This window comes from Clostridium sp. NSJ-145, from assembly GCF_021044725.1.
GTDB lineage: Bacteria > Bacillota > Clostridia > Clostridiales > Clostridiaceae > Clostridium > Clostridium disporicum_B.
The window spans coordinates 42,611-63,647 of sequence record NZ_JAJNOS010000010.1; the positions used below are offsets into that span (position 1 = coordinate 42,611).

A 21,037-nucleotide genomic window follows, 5' to 3' on the forward strand; every position below is an offset into this window, starting at 1 on the left:
TAAATATAACAAATTATGGAGGAATTTATGGGTGGTAAATTAAAAAGATTATTCTCTATGGCTATGTCTCTTACTTTAATGGTATCAGCAGTTGGATGTTCTGATGGTGGTACTAAAAAGTCAGAGATGGGAAGGTATGTTGAAGAGAGATATGAATCTCCAATAGATTCATATATTCAAAACATGACTAAACTAGATGACGGTAGAATTGCAATGGTAGGCCAAACTTATGATACTGAAGTAAGATTATCCAGTTTTATTTCAGAGGATGGTGGACAAACTTGGAGTGAAACTATTATAGATTTACCAAAACAAGATGGTATGGAAACTTCAATTATGAATTCTACTGTATTAAGTGACGGAAGAATACTTATAGGATATTACTTTATGGAACCATGGGTAGAACCAGAAGTTGATGAAAATGGTAATATTGCTGAAGATGAAAGTACAGAAATACTAGATAAAGAAGAATGGAAAGAACCAGAATATAAATATGCTATAGTAAATCAAGATGGAACTTTTGAAGAAATAGAAATACAACAAGAAGAGGCAGAAGATGGAATGTGGTATGGACAACCACAATTTAAAGCAGCTTCAAATGGAGATATATTCTATTCAACTGGTAAGGGTGATTCAGTAGTTCAATTAGATGGAACTACTTTTGAAGTAAAAAATGAGTATTTCTTTGAAGATTATTTTAATGATTATTCAATAGTAGGAGATTCGCTTATCATATATGGATTTTCAACTATAGTAGAATTTGATATTAACACTGGAGATGAAAAGGGTAACTTAGAGGAGTTAGAAAAAGAAGTTTTAGGAGATACTGTTCAGTATTATCCAACATTTATAAACTCAGGAAGTAAAACTAAATTATATTACTATACTACATTAGGTTTATATGAATATGATTTATCAGAAAAGAAGACTAAACAACTTATAGATGGAGCATTAAGTTCTTTTGGTGATACAGAAATGTATTTAATATCTTTTGTTGAAAAGGATAATAATGAATTTTTAACTGCATTTAACGATTGGAGCAATGGAGGAACAGCTATTATTAATTTTGCATATGATGCTAATATTCCATCTGTTCCTGATAAACAATTAAGAGTATATTCATTGTTAGAAAATGATCAAGTGAGACAAGCTGTTTCTTCTTATGCAAAAGCGAATCCAGATATTTATGTTAAATATGAAATTGGTATGTCTTGGGGAGAAGAAGGAATTACTGAGTCAGATGCACTTAAAACTTTAAATACTGAAATTGCTGCTGGAAATGGTCCAGATGTTATATTACTAGATGGGCTACCAGTAGAGTCTTATATAGAAAAAGGGCTTTTAGAAGATATAAGCGATGTTATATCAGAATATACAAATCAAGATTTATTATTTAAAAACATAGCGGATGCGTATACTGTTGATGGAAAGATATATCAATTCCCAACTAAAGTTAAATTCCCAATGTTAGTTGGAAACAAAGATGTTATAGAATCAGTTTCAGATTTAGATTCATTTGTAGAATTAGCTAAAAAGTTAGGAAAAGAAAATCCTGATAAGAGAATATTTAATGATTACTATTCTCCTAAGACTTTAGTTTATTCATTATATTATTTATATGGAAATGATTGGTTAAATAGCGATAAAACTATAAATGTTGATGCATTAAATAATTTCTTTGAAAAATCTAAAGAATTATATACTGTTGTTGATGAAAATATGAAGAGATATTATGAAAAGATGGAAGCGATATGGAATGATAAATTCCAAGGTGAAGAAATTCCTGATAAAGAGGAAATTATTGAAGATGAAGACTTTGAAGAAGGCGATGGAGAAGATTTTGTAGACCCTAACGAAGGAATCTGGAGCGTATACGAGATTAATAATTACTTAATGCCTTCGGTTTATGCAGATTCATTATTAATGGATGGAAATAATGCTGGTTCATTAATTTATGGTGGATTAGATTCATCATGGGGATATCAATCTTTAATTACTGCATTGATAAATAATAAAGATTTAGATTATAAGATGTTAGCAAGAGGCGATGAAAAAGTATTTATGCCTATTGATCTTTTAGGAGTAAATTCTAAAGCTAAAAATAAAGAGGAAGCAAAAGAATTTATTAAAGAATTATTTAATGAAAAATCTCAAACAAGATATTATGGACAAGGAATAACAGTAAATAAGGAAAGTTTGAAAAAAGAATTTGCAATAGATGAAGAGTGGCAACCAGAATTTGATGAGGAAACTCAACATTACTTTGGTGGAACAATGGGATGGCAAGATGAAGATGGAACTATGCATGAGGTTAAACAATACCTGCCAAATGAAGAAGATATTAATAGATTAATAGGTGAAATAGAAAGTTTAAATGTAGCTGGAACAGTTAATAGAGTGTTATTGACTGAAGTAGCTAAACAATTTGAAGCATATGCTTTAGGAAATAGTAGTTTAGATGATGCTATTAATACAATAGTAGATAATTTAGATTTATATTTGGCGGAGTAATATGGAAAAGGTAAAAAGAAAGAAAAAGATAAATAAAGCACCATTATATTTTATTTTACCAAGTCTAATAGGGGTAGCAGTGTTTACACTGCTTCCTTTCTTAGATGTGTTTATTAGATCTTTTCAAAGTGCAATTTCAAGAGAATTTTCAGGGTTAGAAAATTATTATGATATATTTTCAAATGCGGCTTTTAAATTAGCGTCGCAAAATACAATAAAGTTTGTGCTAGTATGTATACCATTATTGCTAGCAATATCTTTAGCTATAGCAGTATTCTTAAATAGATTTGTACAAGCTTCTCAAATTTTAAGAACTGCTTTTTTAATACCTATGGCTGTACCAATAGCATCTGTAGTACTTATATGGAATATAGTTTTTCATGAACAAGGAGTATTAAGTGGAGTATTAAATAATTTTAATATTGTAGGCCAAGATTGGATGAATACTGGATATGCTTTCTGGGTACTCGTATTTAGTTATATATGGAAAAATCTTGGATATACAATAATACTATGGTTAGCAGGTTTAAATGCTATATCAAAAGAGATTTATGAATCAGCTAAAGTTGATGGAGCAGGAGAATTAAAATGTTTCACTAAAATAACATTACCTTGCTTAAAACCTACATTATATACAATAGCTGTTTTATCTTTACTTAACTCTTTTAAAGTATTTAGAGAGGCTTATTTAGTAGCTGGAGATTATCCAGATAAGAGTATGTATTTATTACAACATTTATTTAATAACTGGTTTAGAGAGATGTCATTTGGAAAGATGGCTGCAGCCTCTGTAGTAATTGCAGTAATAATCTTTGGATTAATTATGCTTTTACAGAGGGCATGGGAAAATCAAGATTAGAGAGGAGATTGCTAAAATGAAAAGAAAAATTATATTTCTTATATTAGTTATATTATCTTTATTTATGTGTTTTCCAGTTATCTTTTTAATAGCAGGCTCTTTCATGGGGAAAGCAGAGTTAACAGGACACCTTGCTCCAGTGCTGGGCAAGGGAAAAGACTTTGTTAGTTGGGGGTTATTACCGAAATATCCAACTATAAGGTCTTATGTTGAGCTATTATTAGATACACCACAATTTTTCGTGATGTTCTGGAATTCAGTAAAGATAGTGTTTTTATCAATTGCTGGACAACTTATTGTAGGAATAGCGGCAGCTTGGGGATTTGCAAGATACAACTTTAGATTTAAGAAAATATTATTTACTTTATACATAGTAGTAATGTTAATGCCATTTCAAGTTACTATGCTATCAAGTTACTTAGTTTTAGATTCTTTTAAATTATTAGATACACACTGGAGTATTATATTACCTGCTATTTTTTCAACGTTCTCAGTTTTTATAATGTATAGATTTTTCTGTAATATACCTGAGGCTATTATTGAGTCAGCGAGAATAGATGGGGCAAGTGAATTAAAGATATTTTTTAAAATAGGAATTCCGTTAGGTATGCCAGGAATAATGTCGGCAGTAATCTTACAATTCTTAGAACTTTGGAATTTAATAGAACAACCATTAACATTCTTAAAAGATAAGAGTTTATGGCCGTTATCAATTTATCTGCCTAATATAACATTAGAAAATGCAGATATAGCATTTACGGCATCAGCTGTTACATTAATAGCAGCTATAATAGTATTCTTTGCAGGTCAAAGTTATTTAGAGCAAGGTATTGCAGCATCAGCAGTAAAGGAATGATGAGTTATGAGTATGAAACAAAAAATAAAGAAAATTATAAATTTCGAATATGTTAAAAAAGGAAAAGATACGATACAGAAGAAAGCAGTTAAGTACTTAGGTGCATTTTTATTAATTATGATAGGATGTACTATGTTATCAAGATTTGCAGATTCTTTAACAATTCCTGTTATCAAAACAGAAAAGCCAAAGGTAAAAACAATGGTTGATGAAGTTAAGGCTTCTGGAAGAGTAGTTAAAAATAGAGAAGAAAAAATATCTACAATTGAAGGATTAAAAATCGAATATGTAAATGTAAGTGTTGGAGCGTTAATTAAAGCAGGTGATGTTTTAGTTGAATTGGATACTGAAGATTTACAAAAAAAGATAGATGATATAAACGAAAATATTTCTAGAGATGAAAAAACTTTAGCTAGAGCTAAGGAAGATTACAATAGAGCTATATCTTCTAAAAATAGTAATGTAGCAAAGTCTTTAGAAGAGATGAATAAAGCAAAGAAGGAATTAGATGAATACAGACAACTTCCAGAGGCATCAGGAGATGGAGTTAATGAAGAAGGACCGGTAAGAGATCCAGCAGTAGAAGAGAGTTTAAAGGCTGATTATGAAAGCAAGAAGGCAATGTATTCATCAGCAGTAGAAGACGCTAATGACACATTAGATTTAGATCGTAACCTACAAGATGTTAAGGATTCATTAAAATTAGATGACTATTACGCAGAATTAGAAAAAATACAACCACTATTAGATGCTAATGGAAAAGTAACATCTCCAAAAGAAGGAATTGTTACAAGTGTATTTGCTCAAAATGGTGGAGTTACATCTGATGCTATAATCTCAATAGCAGATAAAGAAAGTGGATATAAGTTTGTTGGACAAATCGAATCTAGCAAGAGAACTTTAGTAAAACAAGGACAAACTGTAGCTCTTAAATTAAATAGTGGAAATTACGTTGAAAATCTAACAATAGAAGCAATTTCAAAGAGTGAGGAAAGTCCAGATTATTTAAATGTAACAGTTGTTTTACCAGCAGGTACAGGTGAAATAGATGATATGGGAGAAATAATCATTTCAAGTCAATCTAAAAAGTACTCTACATGTGTTCCTTTAGCAGCATTAAGACAAGGAGATAATAATAGTTATTATGTCTTAGCTGTAAGTGAAAAAGAAACAGTACTTGGTACTGAAAAGGTAGCAAAAAAGTATGAAGTTCAAATTGAAAAGAAAGATAACGAATTTGCAGCTTTAAAAGAAGGTACATTCTCAAGAGGAGAACAAGTAATAATAAGTAGTAATAAAACTGTTGAAGATGGCGATAGAGTTCGCCTGGAGACTGAATGATAAGGCAAGTAAAGCATATAATTAAGGTAATCCTTATTTTTGCTTTAGTTATGTGCTGGGGAATTACTTTAGGATATGCAAATAATATTGAAAGAGATAATGATACAATAAACTTTTATTTTGAAAATGGAAATATTAATGCAGATATAGTAAAAAATATTGAAGAAAGTAAAAGTGATATATCTGTAGTTGGTTGGACTGAAAAATCATTACAATCAGCTACTAATACAGACTTGAATAGAACTGCAAGTGATCTTAAGGTATTAGCTATAAGGGGAAACTCGTCCTTATTATTTGATGGAGCACTATTATTTCAAGATGATAAAGATGGTTGTTTAATAGATACCGAAACATCTTATAAACTTTTTGGAAGTACACATTCTATTGGTAAGGAAATAACTTATGGAGAGAGACAATTAATAGTAAGAGGTATTCATGATAGTACAAAATCTAATATTATTGTTCAATTATTGGATGATGATAGAGATGTTTTAGATGGGTTAACTATTGATGGAACTGATATGACATTAAATAAAATAGAAGAATTTAAGACGCAGTTTGGAATTCAAGAGATGGCAATAAGTGGTGGTATATATCATAATTTTGCGAAGGTATTTGCAATGGTATTTCCTATAATAGCTTTAGTTTTAATATTAATTAAAATTATAACACATTTTTTCAAGGCTAAGAGAAAACCGGTGTTAAAGATAATATATATTTCCATGGCAATAATAAGTATATTTATATTCTTTAAAGTTACAAAATTAAATATCTCTATTCCACTGGATATGATTCCTAACAAATGGTCAGATTTTGATTTTTGGAGTAAGATGTGGAAAGAAAATATAGAAAAATTACAATATGTACTTTATATGAAGAAATACGGTATAGATATCTATAATATAGAAAATTTAATTATGAGTGTATTATATTCAATTTTAACAATAATATTATTTGTAATAAATTTAAATGTTAATAAGATAAAAGATATAAAAGAATTAATATATATAGTATCAGTAAGTGTAATATGCACATTTATAGCAGTTCTTACTATATGGTCAAAGTTTAGTTTCGATGTTAATATAGTAATGCTTTGGTTATTATATCCATTATATATCTGTGGAGATTACTTTATGAGAATACATGAAAAATATTTTATATATAAAGAAAGTAAATTAATAGAAGATATAAGAATAAAGGAAACTGTTACTAATTAAATATATTTATTAAAATGCTAATAATGACAAGTAGTAAATTGACCACAGTTCAATCTAACCTTGTCATTAGTTATTTTAGAATTTAAATTCTATAAAGATAACTTTATAAGTATAATTATAAAAATGTATTTTATTATAGAGTTATATTTGAATATATTTTTTTACTAAGATAAAATTATATAAAGAATATTTAGTATATAACAAAAGGAGAAAAAGATGAGAGATATAACTAATTCTAAAGGTAAAATATTTAGACATTTTAAGGGAGACTTATATTTAGTTGAAGACTTTGTGAAACATTCAGAAACTCAAGAAACGATGGTTCTTTATAGAGCTCTTTATGGAGAATGTGGTTTATTTGTAAGACCTTATGGTATGTTTGTAGAAGAAGTACCCGAAGGTAAGGTAAACCCAACAGGACAAAAATATAGATTTGAAGAATTTAATGTTAAAAGTGTTAAGTAAAATAAATGTAAATTAGGCTTCTAGTACTTTGTAATTAGGATTAATGAAGAAATAAATACAAATCTAAAAAGATTTGAGTTATGTAAGACTAATGATTTAATTTTATAGAAGTGGATATATTTTAATAAAAGATATATCCATTATTTTTATATAGCAAATTAGGAGAGAAGAATATGAATTGGATAATTAATTTTTTTAAAGGGATTGCTATAAGCGTAGCTACAATGGTTCCAGGAGTTAGTGGAGGAACAATGGCTATAATATTAAATGTATATGATGATTTAATTCATGCAGTAGGTTCGTTTTTTGAGGACTGGAGAAAACATAGTAAGTTAATATTTCAACTAGCTTTAGGTGGAATTGTAGGAGTACTAGCTTTTAGTAGGATAATTGATAAAGCTTTAGATAAGTTTCCAACCTTAATGGCTTTTTTCTTTATTGGAGTAATCCTTGGAGGAATACCAACTCTATATAGAAAAGCAATATCTATAGAAAAGAGTAATTTCAATTATATATTTTTAATTGTTGGTTTTGTTTTAGCTTTGTCTTTATCAGGTAGTAATGAGGTTGCTAGCATAGCCATAGAAAGTACAGGAATATTTAATATGGGTTTATTAGTTTTGGCAGGTATAATAATTGCAGTAGCACTTATATTGCCAGGAATTAGTGGGTCTTTTATATTGTTAATTTTAGGATTATATGATGTAACTTTAGATGCAATTAATACATTTAATATTAAATTTTTAATTCCTGTGGGAATAGGAGTGTTAATAGGAGTTGTACTAACTACAAAGATTATTGAAAAATTAATAAAAAAATATCCTGGAAAAACTTATATGATGATACTAGGTTTTGTTGTAGGGTCAATAATAGCTATATATCCTAGTGAATCGACTAATATTAATTTTATATATTCAATATTGGCATTAATAATTGGATTTACTATTATTTATTTTATTTCTAAAAAAGATAAAGAGTAGTTAAATTAAGATAAAATAAATTTAGCCATAAAAATTTCATTTTTAATAAATATTGAAAAGCCTTCAGCAAATATTAATGCTGAAGGCTTTTGCTTAATTAATAACTACATCTAAAGTAGCTTGTGAATTTTCTTTAATAGTAAGTTTATTTAATGATTTAAATTCTTTAGCTATTAATATTATTGTAATAACTACAGATAATAGGTCAGCACAAGCACCGGCAGCCCATACTCCATCTAATCCCATGAATTTAGGTAATATTAGTGTGAATGGAATTAAAAGAATAACTTGTCTTAATAAACTTACAAACATAGACATTTTAGCCTTACCAACAGATTGATAGTAACTTGTTGCTACTATATTAATTCCTACGATAGGCATCATAAGTAAATAAATTCTTAAGCCTTTAACAGCTAGTCCAGTAAGTTCAGCATCATTATTAAATATACTTATTGAAAGTTGAGGGAATAATTGAATTAATATTCCTCCAATAGAACAAATTATTGTTGCAGCTATAGTAGCATATATAAATGTTTTTTTAGCTCTTTCGAATTTTCTTGCTCCGTAATTAAAACCTATTATTGGTTGGCAACCTTGATTTATACCGAATATAGGCATCATAAATACCATGTTTAAAGAACTAATAACTGTCATTGCACCGATAGCTAAGTCATTTCCATAAGTTTTTAGAGCATTATTTGCTACAACTTGTACTAAGCTGTTTGCTATTTGAGTAGCGAAAGGAGCGATTCCTATAGCAAATGTCATCATAATCAAACTTTTTTGAAGTTTAAGGTTTGGTATTTTTAACTTTAAATTAGATTTACCTTTTGTGTAATAATATAAAATAATAAAGAATGTAAGTGCTTGTGAAATAACAGTTGCAAAAGCAGCACCTTTGATTCCCATATTGAACATAAATACAAAAACATAATCTAACACAACGTTGGTAAGACATCCAACAATCATAGTGAATGATGCCATTTTAGGATTACCATCAGCTCTTACTGTACTATTTAGAGCGAAAGAAAGAATATTAAAAGTAGAGCCAACTAGAATTACTGTTATATATTCTTTAGCATAGAATAAAGTATTGCTACTTGCACCAAATATATTTAATATAGGATTTATAAAGATAAGTCCTATGGCAGTTATTGCAATACCAACTATTAAACTTAAAGTAACTGCACTACCAATTAATTTTTCAGCAACATCTTTTTTCCCACGCCCAAGATTTAAAGATATATTAGCTGTTGATCCTATACCGATAAGCATACCAAATGCTAAAAGAATTGACATAATAGGCATTGTAATACCTACACCAGTTAAAGCTAAAGAACCGACCTCAGGAATTCGTCCAATAAACATCCTATCAACGATATTATATAAAGCATTTACTAGCATTCCTATAATTGCAGGAATAGAATATTTTAGAAGTAACTTTCCAATAGATTCTTCTGCTAAATATTTTTGATTACTCATTTATTACCTCCTAGTTTTTTTGAAACATTATTAGTTAATTTATTTAATATTTTTAATCCATAAAGAATTTCTTCATCACTTAAGTCCGAAGTAAGCATATCTTCCCACTTCATTAAACTCTCTAGGAATTCTTCTTTAATTTCTAAAGCTTTATTTGTTAAATAGATTCTATTTATTCTTTTATCTTCAGAATCTTTATTTCTTTCTATATAACCAAGTTCTTCGAGTTTTTTTATGGCTTTAGCTGTAGTTCCTTTATCTATGTTAATAATATCTGAAAGTTCTTCTTGACTAATACCGTCATTTCTATACAAATGGATCATAAACATGTATTGACCAGAACCAATACCAAATTTATTAAATTCTTTTGAATAAAAAACATTAGCTTGACGGTGTAGAATTGATATATATTTACCAAAATATTCATCGTTTTTATTGTTCATAAAATAATCCTTTCTTAATTTGCTTTGCTTGATATATTATAATGCTAAATTAGTTGCAATTGCAACTAATTTATTAATGAAATTTTATAAAGTTTTTGCAATTTTATCTATAAAGGCAATTAAAGTATATTTACGATAAGAATATAAGTTTATAATATATAGAATAAATTAGTATAAAAGTATATAATAGTGGATGTTTATAAATAATTGGAATTATATCCATAGGGTATAAATATGATTTAATAATTAGATTATAAGGAGAAAGTTTATGTGGGTTTTATATGCCTTTGCTTCAGCAGTATTTGCAGGAACTACATCCATCTTAGCTAAGATGGGAATAAAAGATGTTGATTCTCATGTTGCTACAGCCATAAGAACAATAGTGGTATTAGTTTTTTCATGGATGATGGTATTTGTAGTAGGATCTCAGTGGACGGTAAATGATATAAGTATAAAAAGTTATGTTTTTTTAATACTTTCAGGTCTGGCAACAGGAGCATCATGGCTTTGTTATTTTAAAGCATTACAAATAGGAGATGTAAATAAAGTTGTTGCGGTTGATAAATCAAGTACAATTTTAACGATGATATTGGCATTTATTATTTTAGGAGAGCAGATTACTATAAATATGATACTAGGAATGATAGGGATAGGAATAGGAACATATTTGATGATTCAAAAGAAAACTGTAAATGTAGAAGATAATAAGCAAATAAAAGGAATTAAAAATAAAGCTTGGTTATTATATGCATCACTTTCAGCTATATTTGCATCATTAACATCTATTCTTGCTAAAATAGGAATAGATAATGTTGAATCAAATTTAGGTACTGCTATAAGAACGATTGTAGTTTTAATTATGTCTTGGATTATAGTATTTATAACTAAGAAACAACATGAAGTGAAAAATATAGATAGAAGAAGCTTGGCGTTTATAGTATTATCAGGTCTAGCAACAGGAGCTTCATGGCTATGTTATTATAAAGCTTTACAAGATGGACTGGCTAGTGTAGTCGTACCGATTGATAAACTAAGCATATTAGTAACTGTAGGTTTTGCATATATCTTTTTAAAAGAAAAGCTTTCTAAAAAATCTGTAATTGGATTAGGACTGATAGTTGTAGGAACATTAGCATTATTAATAAAAATATAAAATAAAAAATCTTCAGCTTGCTTGCTGGAGATTTTTTTATTTTATATAGATGTCTTAGAGGTATATTTTTTAGGTGTTATACCTGTGAATCTCTTAAATGTTTTAGTAAAGTAACTTTGATCGTGAAAACATAATAAAGTTGAAACTTCTAATATAGAATAGTTAGTATGAGTTAAAAGATATTTAGCTTCGTCAATTTTACATTTTAATATGTATTCGCTTAAGCTAATTTTCACCTCCTTTTTGAATTTTGAAGATATATAAGGGGGAGATAGATTTAACATTTTACTAATTTTTAAAAGTGAAATATCTTCGTATAGATGTTTCAAAATTATGTCTATGCAAGTATAAGTAATTTTAGAGTAGTTAAATTTTTGTACTTCTTTTACTTTTGCTGCAAAGGCTATAGGGATTTTACTTTCTATGGTAATAAAAGAACTAATATTATTAATTTCTTCAATATTTTGAATGAATGAATCACTAAGGGTAAAAGCATCCTCACATGATACACCACCATCAATAGATGCCTGAGTGCATAAGGTTATTAGTGCTATAATTAAGTTTTTTCGGTTTCTTAGGTCATTACTTTTGACAACAGTACCTAATTCACCATCAGGTTTAGATTTTAAATCTAATAAGAGCTTATCTATGTTTCCAGTTTTTATATCATTATAAATACATCTTATAAGCTTGTTGCTATGATGATGAGTAGTATTTTGTCTATTTGTAGTTAATAAAGTTTTATATGTATTTTTTACTTTGAAATTAATGTCCAAATAGGAGTTATCATCCTTTAAAATATAATCATTATACATGGGACTGTTGTAAATAGAGAAAAAAAGTAGACTAATCCAATTTAATATAGTTGATATTTCTATAACTGGAATCTCGCTATAATACTTATATATAAGATTCTTATCAATATTTGAAATATAGTTATTGTTATAGATATAATTTTTATCTATAGGACTGCTTAAAATCGGCCCAATAACTATAGAACCTACATACTCTTTAAAGATTAAGTTAATTATTATAAATTTAAAATCATGTTTAGTGGTAACTAGTATTGGAATATTTAAAGTACAATAACTCATAGATAACTTGATAAATAAATTATCAAAATCTATTGATATATCCGTTGATGACATATTTTTAACAGAATATAGTATGTTATTTTTATTAGAAATATAACATACAGAAGTGTTAAAAGTATTAAATGTTAAGTTGCATAGATATTTAATTTTATCAAGTGAAATATTATCATTCATATTAAGTCCTCTATAATAAAATATTTATAAAAATATTAAAATAATACAAAAATAAAGTTTTTGTAAATGTTAACATATAATATGTAAAAAATCAACATAATATTTTAATTAAGTAAAATATTGGAGGGATGAAATTGGGGAGAATAGATGAGGTATTTAACAAGTTAATTGAATTATATGATGGTAGAGGGGTTGCTACAATCGATATTGCAAGCGAATTAGGATTAAGCAGAGCAAACGTAAGTAATGATTTAAATCGTTTATGTGAAGAAGGCAAAGCAATAAAGAAATGTGGAAAGCCTGTATTATTTACTCCAATAATTAAAAAGAAACTTAAAGTTAAAAAAATCTTAAATGAGAATGTATTAGACAGTTTTGTTGCTGAAAACAAAAGTTTATGCTCAGCAGTTGAACAAGCTAAAGCATCTGTTTTATATCCACCAAATGGAATGAATATGTTGGTTCTCGGAGAAACTGGTGTAGGAAAATCAATGTTTGTATCACTAATACATAAATATGGAATAGAGATGAAGAAGTTTTTAGAGAACTCTCCATTAATAACGTTTAATTGTGCAGACTATGCAAATAATCCTCAGCTTTTATTAGGTCAGTTATTTGGATGTAAGAAAGGAGCTTATACAGGTGCTGATTCTGACAAGATAGGATTAATAGAAAAGGCAAATAATGGGATTTTGTTTTTAGATGAGGTTCATAGATTACCATCTGAAGGGCAAGAAATGCTTTTTACTTTTATGGATAAAGGTATATATAGAAGACTTGGAGAAACGGAATTTGAGCGAAAGGCAAAAGTACTTATTGTTTGCGCTACTACAGAAAATCCAGAAAAAGTTCTATTAAAAACATTTACTAGAAGAATTCCAATGACAATACATATTCCATCTTTAGCTGAGAGAAGTGTTGAAGAGAGATTTTCTTTGATTAGTGCATTTATGAAAGATGAATCAGCTAGATTAGATAAAGAGATAAAGGTATCTATGAATTCTATAAAAGCTTTATTGAGTTATGATTGTGAAGCAAATATAGGACAATTAAAAGTAGATATTCAATTAATATGTGCAAGAGCTTATGCAGAATATGTATCAGGTAAGAAAACAGATATAAAGGTAAATAGCTTGGATTTGCCTTTATATATAAGAAAGGGTTTATATAAAGAAGTTGATCATAGGCAATTGTGGAACAAGCTTATAGATATTAATAAAAAGTATTGTATATTTAATAATCTTGATGATGAGATAATATTTGAAGATTATAAAGGAGAAAGTAATATATATGAGTTAATAGAAGCAAGATATCATCAATTAAAAGAGAGAGGAATTGATGAATCAAATTTACAGGAAACTATTAACTTTGATATAGATAATTATTTCAAGAAGTATATTAATAAGCTTAATAAAAATTTTAGTTGTACTTTTGATATATCACAACTAGAAGGATTTATCGATGGGGATATAAGAAGAGTTATACTAGAAATAATTAATTTTAGTGAAGATAGATTAAATAGAAAACTAAGTGAGAAGGTTTGCTATGGAATGGCCGTACATATTAATAGTTCCATAGATAGAATTAGATCTAATAAAAAGATTACTAATCCACAATTAAATAAAATTCGAGTTGAAAATACTATTGAGTTTAATATAGCATTAGACTTACTAAAAATTATTGAGAGATCTTTAGATATAAGTATGCCTATAGATGAAGCGGGGTTTTTAGCTATATTTTTAGCATATGATAAATGTAATATAAAAAAGGAAGAACAAGAAGTAAAGGTTATAGTTATTGCTCATGGAGAGACTACAGCCACATCTATGGTTAATGCTACTAATAAGTTATTAGGAAATAATTATGCTATAGGGATAAATGCGCCTATAGAAGAAAGTCCAGAAAAAGTATTAGAAAGAGTTAAGAAATATATTAGTAAAAAAATAAAATCTGATATTTTATTTTTAGTTGATATGGGTTCATTAACAACTTTTGCAAAAGAAATAGAAGCAGAGTTTAACATAAAAACTAGGGTTATGCCTTTAGTAAGTACTCTACATGTTCTTGAAGCAACAAGAAAAGCTATGCTTGGATATAATGTTGATGAAATATTAAATGATATGATAAAAGTTAATGAGTTATACATTACTGACTATCAAAAAGAAAATGAAGTTTTAACAAGTGAGAGTATAAAAAAATTAGCTATATTATCTGTATGTACAACAGGTGATGGTGGAGCTAAAAGTATACTTAATTTATTAGAAAATAAACTAAATTATGATAGTAACGTAATAGATATTATTACAATGAATTTAATTGGTGTAGAAAATATAGAGAATAAGATAAATAGATTATCAAGAGAGTATAAAATAATATCTTTAATAAGTACATTCGATATAGAGGTAGATATATTTAAGCTTTCGCTAAAAGATATATTTGTTGCGGATGGAATTGATAAATTACAAAAAGTTATTGATTTAGAAACAACATATATAAAAATGGTAGAAACTCTTAAAACACATTTAAAACACATTGATGGAGAAAGAGTTTTAGAGCATATAAAGTGTTTTAATGAAAGAATCCAGAAAAAAATAAATATGAAAATAGAAACAAATAGACTGATAGGAATAACGCTTCATATAGCTTGTATGATAGATAGATTAAGTGAAGGAATAAAGGCAGAGCCTTTTGAATTAAAGGAGAAATTTATAGCAGAAAACCAAGAGTTATTTAACTTGGTAAAGATTGAAATAAATAAATTAAAGAATAAATACTATGAAAATATTGAAGTAGATGATGATGAAATATGCTATATTACTAGTTTCTTCAAAGGTGGATTTATAAATTAATAATAATGTTTTAATAGAAACTCTCATTAATTGAGAGTTTTTATTTTATGTGTTTCATTAGTTTTGGCATGGCAATTGCTTTATATATTATTAAGAAAACATAAAAAATTAAGAGGTGAATAGAAGATGGATAATATGGAGTATCAAGAAGTAGTATTTGGATTAATAGTAAATGCAGGAAATGCTAGAAGTAAAGCTATGAACTCAATAAGGTTAGCTAAGAAAGGTAAGATAGAAGAAGCTAAAGAAAATTTAAAATTATCTGAAGAAGATTTAAATCTTGCTCATGAAATACAGACTAAGCTGATTCAAGGAGAAGCAGCGGGCGAGAAAACAGAACTTTCATTATTGATGGTACATGCTCAAGATCATTTGATGAACGCAATAACAGTAAAGGATTTAGCAAATGAAATAATTGATATTCATGAAAAATTTATGATAGAGCAAGGTTAATCTTTTATAAAAGTATTTATTTAAATTTATATATTTATTTTGGGAGGAAAGAATAATGAAAAAAATTACCTTAATTTGTGCAGCAGGTATGTCTACAAGTTTATTAGTAACAAAAATGGAGAATGTAGCAAAGAAAAACAATTTGCCGGTTGAAATAACCGCAATTCCACAATCAAAATTTGTTGAGTATGAAGATAAGACAGATATTCTATTATTAGGACCTCAAGTTAGCTTCCTATATGAAGATTTTAAAGAAAAATATGAACCAAAGGGAATAGTAGTTAAAGTTATAGATAGTGCAGATTATGGAATGATGAATGGTGCTAAAGTTCTTAAAGCAGCATTAACTAAATAAAAGGGGGATTTAAAAATGAACGGATCAAAAATACAAGAGAAAGTTATGCCAATTGTTAATAAAATAAGTAACAACAGATATTTAAAAGCAACATCAGATGGGGTTGCAGGAGCACTTCCAGTAATTATTGTGGGGGCAATATTTACTTTATTAGCTAACTTTCCATTTGAACCATATCAAAACTTTTTAGCAAACACAGGACTAAATACATTATTTAATTTACCAATAACATTTACAACAAATCTTCTTTCTTTATATGCCGTATTCTTTATTGGATATAAGATGTCAGAAAGCTTTGATTGTAGTGGACCTATTGCAGGGATGATATCACTATTATGTTTCTTTATAGTAACTCCATTAGCAAATGTAGATGGTACTAGCTTTATATCATTCGAATGGTTAGGAGCAACTGGATTTTTCGTTGCTATATTAGTTGGATTGCTTGTAGGTAGAATATATGCACTTATAGTTAATAAAAATATAGTAATTAAAATGCCAGCAGGTGTTCCACCAACAATTTCACAATCTTTTACCGGGTTAATACCAGCATTTATAATTACACCTATTTTTTTAGTAGTAGCAGCTATATTTACTAATACTTCTTTTGGAAGTATACATTCATTAGTCTATCAATTTGTACAAACACCATTACAAGGATTAGGTGGATCATTTGGAGCTTTATTAATAGTAATTCTGGTATCTCATTTTTTATGGTTATTTGGTATTCATGGAACTATGGTAGTTTTCTCAATAATGATGCCAATATGGACAGGATTAGATATGGCAAACTTAACAGCATATAATGCAGGAGAACCATTACCTAATATAGTAGGGTCAGCATTTTTAATGACATATGTTTTAATTGGTGGTTCAGGTGCAACTATGGGAATGAATATCTATATGTCATTTAGAGCGAAAAGCAAGCGTTATAAAACGTTAGGGGCACTAGCATTACCAGGAAGTATTTGTGGAATAAATGAACCTTTAATATTTGGAGCACCATGTATAATGAATCCAAAATTAGCGATACCATTTATATTATCTCCAATTGCTTGTGCAACAATAGCATATATGTTAACTGTAACAGGTATAGTACCAAAGTTAGCGTGTATTGGATTACCTTTAGGAACACCATTAGTAGTAGGTGGTTTCTTACAAGGTAGTTGGCGAATAGCTGCATTACAAGTGGTATTAGTAGCGGTTTCATTTATAATTTACTTACCATTTATTAAATTATTAGATAATGAAGCTTATGCAATGGAACAACAAGATTCGGAAGATGATGTAGATTTCAGTGATGTTGTTTTTGACTAAGAAAAATATAGTTTAAATTTAAAGTGAGGCTTGTTTATTATAAATGAGCCTCATTATTAGGAGGAAAATAATATGAGTAATAATAAATTTCCAGATAATTTCTTATGGGGAGGGGCTGTAGCTGCAAACCAATGTGAAGGAGCATGGAATGTTCACGGAAAAGGAGTTAGTACAGCTGATGTAGCCACAGCTGGTTCAAGAGAAAAGAAAAGAGAATATACTGACGGAGTAATTGAAGGTAAGTATTATCCATCTCATGAAGCAATAGATTTTTACCATAGATTCGAAGGTGATATTGCTTTACTTGCTGAAATGGGATTCAAATGTTTTAGAACGTCAATTGCATGGACAAGAATATTCCCAAATGGCGATGAAAGTGAACCAAATGAAGAGGGATTAAAATATTATGATAGATTATTTGATGAGTGTTTAAAGTATGGAATAGAGCCTGTAGTTACAATATCTCATTATGAAATGCCATATGCGTTGGTGGAAAAATATGGAGCGTGGAGAAATCGTAAGCTAGTAGATTTTTATGTTAATTATTGTGAAGCGATATTTTCAAGATATAAGAATAAGGTTAAATATTGGATGACTTTCAATGAGATTAATGTAATAGCATTACATCCATTTATACCTGCTGGAATAAAGTTTGTAGAAGGAGAAAACAAAGAACAAGTAGTATATCAAGCTGCGCATCATCAGCTAGTAGCAAGTGCTAAGGCTGTAAGTTTAGGTCACAAAATTAATCCGGATTTTAAAATTGGAATGATGATGATTTATCCTTTAATGTATCCTGAAACTTGTAATCCATCAGATACATTATTAGTACAAGAAGCTATGAATAAAAATTATTTCTTCTCAGATGTACAAGCTAGAGGATATTATCCAAATTATATGAAAAATTATTTTGAAAGAAATAATATAACTATAGAAATGGCTGAGGATGATGAAGAGGTATTAAGAGAGGGTTCTGTAGATTATATAGGATTTAGTTATTATATGTCTTTAGTAATGGGAACAAATAAGGATGAAGAATCTGTTTCTGGTAATATGATGGGTGGTAAGAAAAATCCTTATTTACAAGCGTCTGATTGGGGATGGCAAATAGACCCTGTTGGACTAAGAATATCATTAAATAATTTATATAATAGATATCAAAAACCATTATTTATTGTTGAGAATGGTTTAGGAGCTATAGATGCTGTTGAAGAAGATGGATCAATTAATGATGATTATAGAATAGATTATTTAAGAAAACATATAGAAGAAATGAAGAAAGCTGTTGTTATTGATGGAGTAGAGTTAATGGGATATACCCCATGGGGATGTATAGATTTGATTTCGGCATCGACTGGAGAAATGATGAAGAGATATGGATTTATATATGTTGATAAAAATAATGATGGGGAAGGAACGCTAGATAGAAAGAGAAAAAAGAGTTTCTACTGGTATAAGGATGTTATTAGAAGTAATGGAGAGAAGTTATAAAAGTTAATAATAAAAAGTATATGGAGGAAAAATTATGAAAAATATATTATTAGTATGTGCAGCAGGTATGTCTACAAGTCTTTTAGTTAATAAGATGAAGGATGCTGCAAAAGCAAAAGGAATAGAAATAAACATTAACGCTTTACCAGTTTCAGAATGTTCAAGCGTTGTTGATACAGTTGATATAGTTTTACTTGGACCACAAGTTAGATTCCAAAAGCCACAAGTTGATGCTTTAGTAAAAGGAAGAGTACCAGTAGAGGTTATAGATATGAGACTTTATGGAACAATGAATGGAGCAGCTGTTCTTGAAAGAGCATTACAATTAATTAAATAATGGTATTACAAATTTGATTTTTAGAGTAGATATATTAGGTTTTATAAATCTAATATATCTATTTAAAATTATGAAACTTATATATTGTTAAAATTGTGATAAATAAATTTAGAATGTTATGATATTGAAATGCAAGCTATAATAATACATTGGCTTGTATTTTTATGTTTTTAAAAAGTTTCAAAATAAGAAAATATAAGAACGTGTTCGATGATATAATCATAGGAGGAAGGAGATGGAAGCATGGAATTGACGGTATTTAAAAGAGAAAATGACTTCTATAAGAGAATGTTAGCTATAGCTATTCCAATAACGTTACAAAATTTAATTACGATAGGAATAAGTATGGCAGATACGATGATGCTTGGCTCATTAGGCGAAGTAGCATTATCAGCTTCTGCATTAGCAAACCAATTTAGCTTTATATTTCTAGTAATACATTTTGGATTAGCTGGAGGAGCAGGAGTTTTAACAGGACAGTTTTGGGGAAAAGGGGATAAAGAATCTATAAGTAAGACATTATCTATGATGCTTAAGATAAGTGCGATATTTAGCTTTACTTTCTTTATATTAGGACAGTTTTTCCCATCTCAAATAATGAGAATATATACTCCAGATCCATCAGTAATTGCTGAAGGAGTTAAGTATTTAAAGATATTATCTTTTGCATTTTTAGTACAAGGTTTTTCTACTATAGCAATAGGAATTTTAAGAACTGTTGGAATAGTTAAGTTAGCTTTATGTTCAACAGCTATTTCATTCTTTGCAAATATATTTTTAAACTGGATGTTTATATTCGGTAATTTAGGTGCTCCAAGGTTAGGTGCAGCTGGAGCAGCAGTAGGAACTTTAATATCTAGGATAATTGAATTCTTAATAGTTGCAATTTATTTAATATTTATTGATAAGAGAATACAATTTAAGGTTAAAGGTTTATTTAAACATGATAAGGCTATTTTTACTGATTATGCTAAGCATGGAACTCCAGTACTTATAAGTGATTTTATATTAGTAATAGGATTAAATATGTTATCTGTAATCATGGGGAGAATGGGAGCAGAAATGGTAGCTGCTAACTCTATAAATACAGTATTACAACAATTCTGTACAGTATTTTTAATGGGAGTAGCAAATGCAAGTGGTGTAATTATAGGAAATACTGTTGGAGCTAGAGAGTATGATAAGGCACAAGATTATGGAAAGACATTTTTAGTATTAGCAGTATTAATAGGATGTATTTCTGGACTTCTTATATTTAGCTTAAAGAATGTAATGATAGGATTTTATGATGTAGCGGGAAGTACAAAGGAAATTGCATATCAACTAATGAATACAACATCTATTATAGTAGTATTCTCGGCTGTTGGCTCAACATTAACTAAAGGTGTATTAAGAGCAGGTGGAGATACTAAATTCTTAATGAAAGCTGATGTACTTTTCCTTTGGTTATTAGCAATTCCTCTTGGGTTTATAGCAGGGGTAGTATTAAATTTACCAGCTGGTATAGTATTTTTCTGCTTAAAAATAGATGAGGTAATTAAAGCATTGTGGTGTACAAAGAGATTGCTTCTGGATAAGTGGATTAAAAATGTTACTCTTGCGTAGAGAGTAGGAATTAATAATGGGAAATTTATAACAATAAATTCCTTATTATTAATTCTTT

General features: G+C 28.4%; 18 protein-coding genes. 15 read left to right on the forward strand and 3 right to left on the reverse strand.

The window, feature by feature from the left end:
- Positions 1-27 precede the first annotated feature (27 nt).
- The 7 genes from LQE93_RS10155 (at position 28) to LQE93_RS10185 (ending at position 8,229) form a co-directional block, all read left to right on the forward strand.
- The gene (locus LQE93_RS10155) at positions 28-2,511 is read left to right on the forward strand and encodes an ABC transporter substrate-binding protein (RefSeq protein ID WP_231073460.1); all 2,484 of its coding nucleotides are present in this window, start codon (positions 28-30) and stop codon (positions 2,509-2,511) included.
- Position 2,512: 1 nt separating this feature from the next.
- Complete coding sequence (locus tag LQE93_RS10160; RefSeq protein ID WP_231073462.1) at positions 2,513-3,370, forward strand: carbohydrate ABC transporter permease; 858 nt, start codon at positions 2,513-2,515, stop codon at positions 3,368-3,370.
- A gap of 16 nt (positions 3,371-3,386) precedes the next feature.
- Positions 3,387-4,226, forward strand: coding sequence for a carbohydrate ABC transporter permease (locus LQE93_RS10165; RefSeq protein WP_055266411.1), 840 nt, complete (start codon positions 3,387-3,389; stop codon positions 4,224-4,226).
- Positions 4,227-4,238: 12 nt separating this feature from the next.
- Positions 4,239-5,567 carry an efflux RND transporter periplasmic adaptor subunit gene (locus LQE93_RS10170; protein WP_231073464.1) on the forward strand — a complete coding sequence of 443 codons (1,329 nt, stop codon included), beginning with the start codon at positions 4,239-4,241 and terminating at the stop codon, positions 5,565-5,567.
- The gene (locus LQE93_RS10175; protein WP_055266415.1) at positions 5,564-6,784 is read left to right on the forward strand and encodes a hypothetical protein; all 1,221 of its coding nucleotides are present in this window, start codon (positions 5,564-5,566) and stop codon (positions 6,782-6,784) included. The genes LQE93_RS10170 and LQE93_RS10175 overlap by 4 nt, the downstream gene beginning before the upstream one ends.
- Positions 6,785-7,000: 216 nt before the next feature.
- On the forward strand, positions 7,001-7,249 hold the full coding sequence (locus tag LQE93_RS10180) for a DUF1653 domain-containing protein (RefSeq protein ID WP_055266417.1): 249 nt from the start codon (positions 7,001-7,003) through the stop codon (positions 7,247-7,249).
- A gap of 173 nt (positions 7,250-7,422) precedes the next feature.
- Positions 7,423-8,229 (forward strand): DUF368 domain-containing protein, encoded by an 807-nt coding sequence (locus LQE93_RS10185; protein ID WP_231073465.1) that lies wholly within the window; start codon positions 7,423-7,425, stop codon positions 8,227-8,229.
- Positions 8,230-8,322: 93 nt separating this feature from the next.
- On the opposite strand, the gene LQE93_RS10190 is transcribed toward LQE93_RS10185, so the two are convergent.
- Entirely contained in the window at positions 8,323-9,711 is a 1,389-nt protein-coding gene (locus tag LQE93_RS10190; protein ID WP_231073467.1) for an MATE family efflux transporter, read from the reverse strand.
- Entirely contained in the window at positions 9,708-10,154 is a 447-nt protein-coding gene (locus LQE93_RS10195) for a MarR family winged helix-turn-helix transcriptional regulator (RefSeq protein WP_231073469.1), read from the reverse strand. Before LQE93_RS10195 ends, LQE93_RS10190 begins: the two co-directional genes overlap by 4 nt.
- A gap of 268 nt (positions 10,155-10,422) precedes the next feature.
- Here LQE93_RS10195 and LQE93_RS10200 point away from each other — a divergent pair, with 268 nt between their 5' ends.
- Entirely contained in the window at positions 10,423-11,307 is an 885-nt protein-coding gene (locus LQE93_RS10200; protein WP_055266425.1) for an EamA family transporter, read from the forward strand.
- 41 nt (positions 11,308-11,348) lie between these two features.
- On the opposite strand, the gene LQE93_RS10205 is transcribed toward LQE93_RS10200, so the two are convergent.
- Positions 11,349-12,575 (reverse strand): helix-turn-helix domain-containing protein, encoded by a 1,227-nt coding sequence (locus LQE93_RS10205; protein ID WP_231073471.1) that lies wholly within the window; start codon positions 12,573-12,575, stop codon positions 11,349-11,351.
- Between the two features lie 134 nt (positions 12,576-12,709).
- Here LQE93_RS10205 and LQE93_RS10210 point away from each other — a divergent pair, with 134 nt between their 5' ends.
- The 7 genes from LQE93_RS10210 to LQE93_RS10240 all read left to right on the forward strand — a co-directional run bounded on the left by LQE93_RS10210 (position 12,710) and on the right by LQE93_RS10240 (position 20,979).
- Positions 12,710-15,424, forward strand: a complete 2,715-nt coding sequence (locus LQE93_RS10210) for a sigma 54-interacting transcriptional regulator (protein ID WP_231073473.1) — start codon at positions 12,710-12,712, stop codon at positions 15,422-15,424.
- A 126-nt stretch (positions 15,425-15,550) separates the two neighbouring features.
- A complete protein-coding gene (locus tag LQE93_RS10215; RefSeq protein ID WP_207642907.1) occupies positions 15,551-15,877 on the forward strand; it encodes a PTS lactose/cellobiose transporter subunit IIA in 327 nt (108 codons plus the stop codon).
- Between the two features lie 55 nt (positions 15,878-15,932).
- Complete coding sequence (locus LQE93_RS10220; RefSeq protein WP_055266433.1) at positions 15,933-16,232, forward strand: PTS sugar transporter subunit IIB; 300 nt, start codon at positions 15,933-15,935, stop codon at positions 16,230-16,232.
- Positions 16,233-16,247: 15 nt separating this feature from the next.
- Entirely contained in the window at positions 16,248-17,546 is a 1,299-nt protein-coding gene (locus tag LQE93_RS10225) for a PTS sugar transporter subunit IIC (RefSeq protein ID WP_231073475.1), read from the forward strand.
- A gap of 72 nt (positions 17,547-17,618) precedes the next feature.
- Entirely contained in the window at positions 17,619-19,037 is a 1,419-nt protein-coding gene (locus LQE93_RS10230) for a 6-phospho-beta-glucosidase (RefSeq protein WP_055266437.1), read from the forward strand.
- Between the two features lie 34 nt (positions 19,038-19,071).
- Entirely contained in the window at positions 19,072-19,374 is a 303-nt protein-coding gene (locus tag LQE93_RS10235) for a PTS sugar transporter subunit IIB (protein WP_055266439.1), read from the forward strand.
- 243 nt (positions 19,375-19,617) lie between these two features.
- Positions 19,618-20,979, forward strand: coding sequence for an MATE family efflux transporter (locus LQE93_RS10240; protein ID WP_231073477.1), 1,362 nt, complete (start codon positions 19,618-19,620; stop codon positions 20,977-20,979).
- The last annotated feature ends 58 nt before the right edge of the window (positions 20,980-21,037 follow it).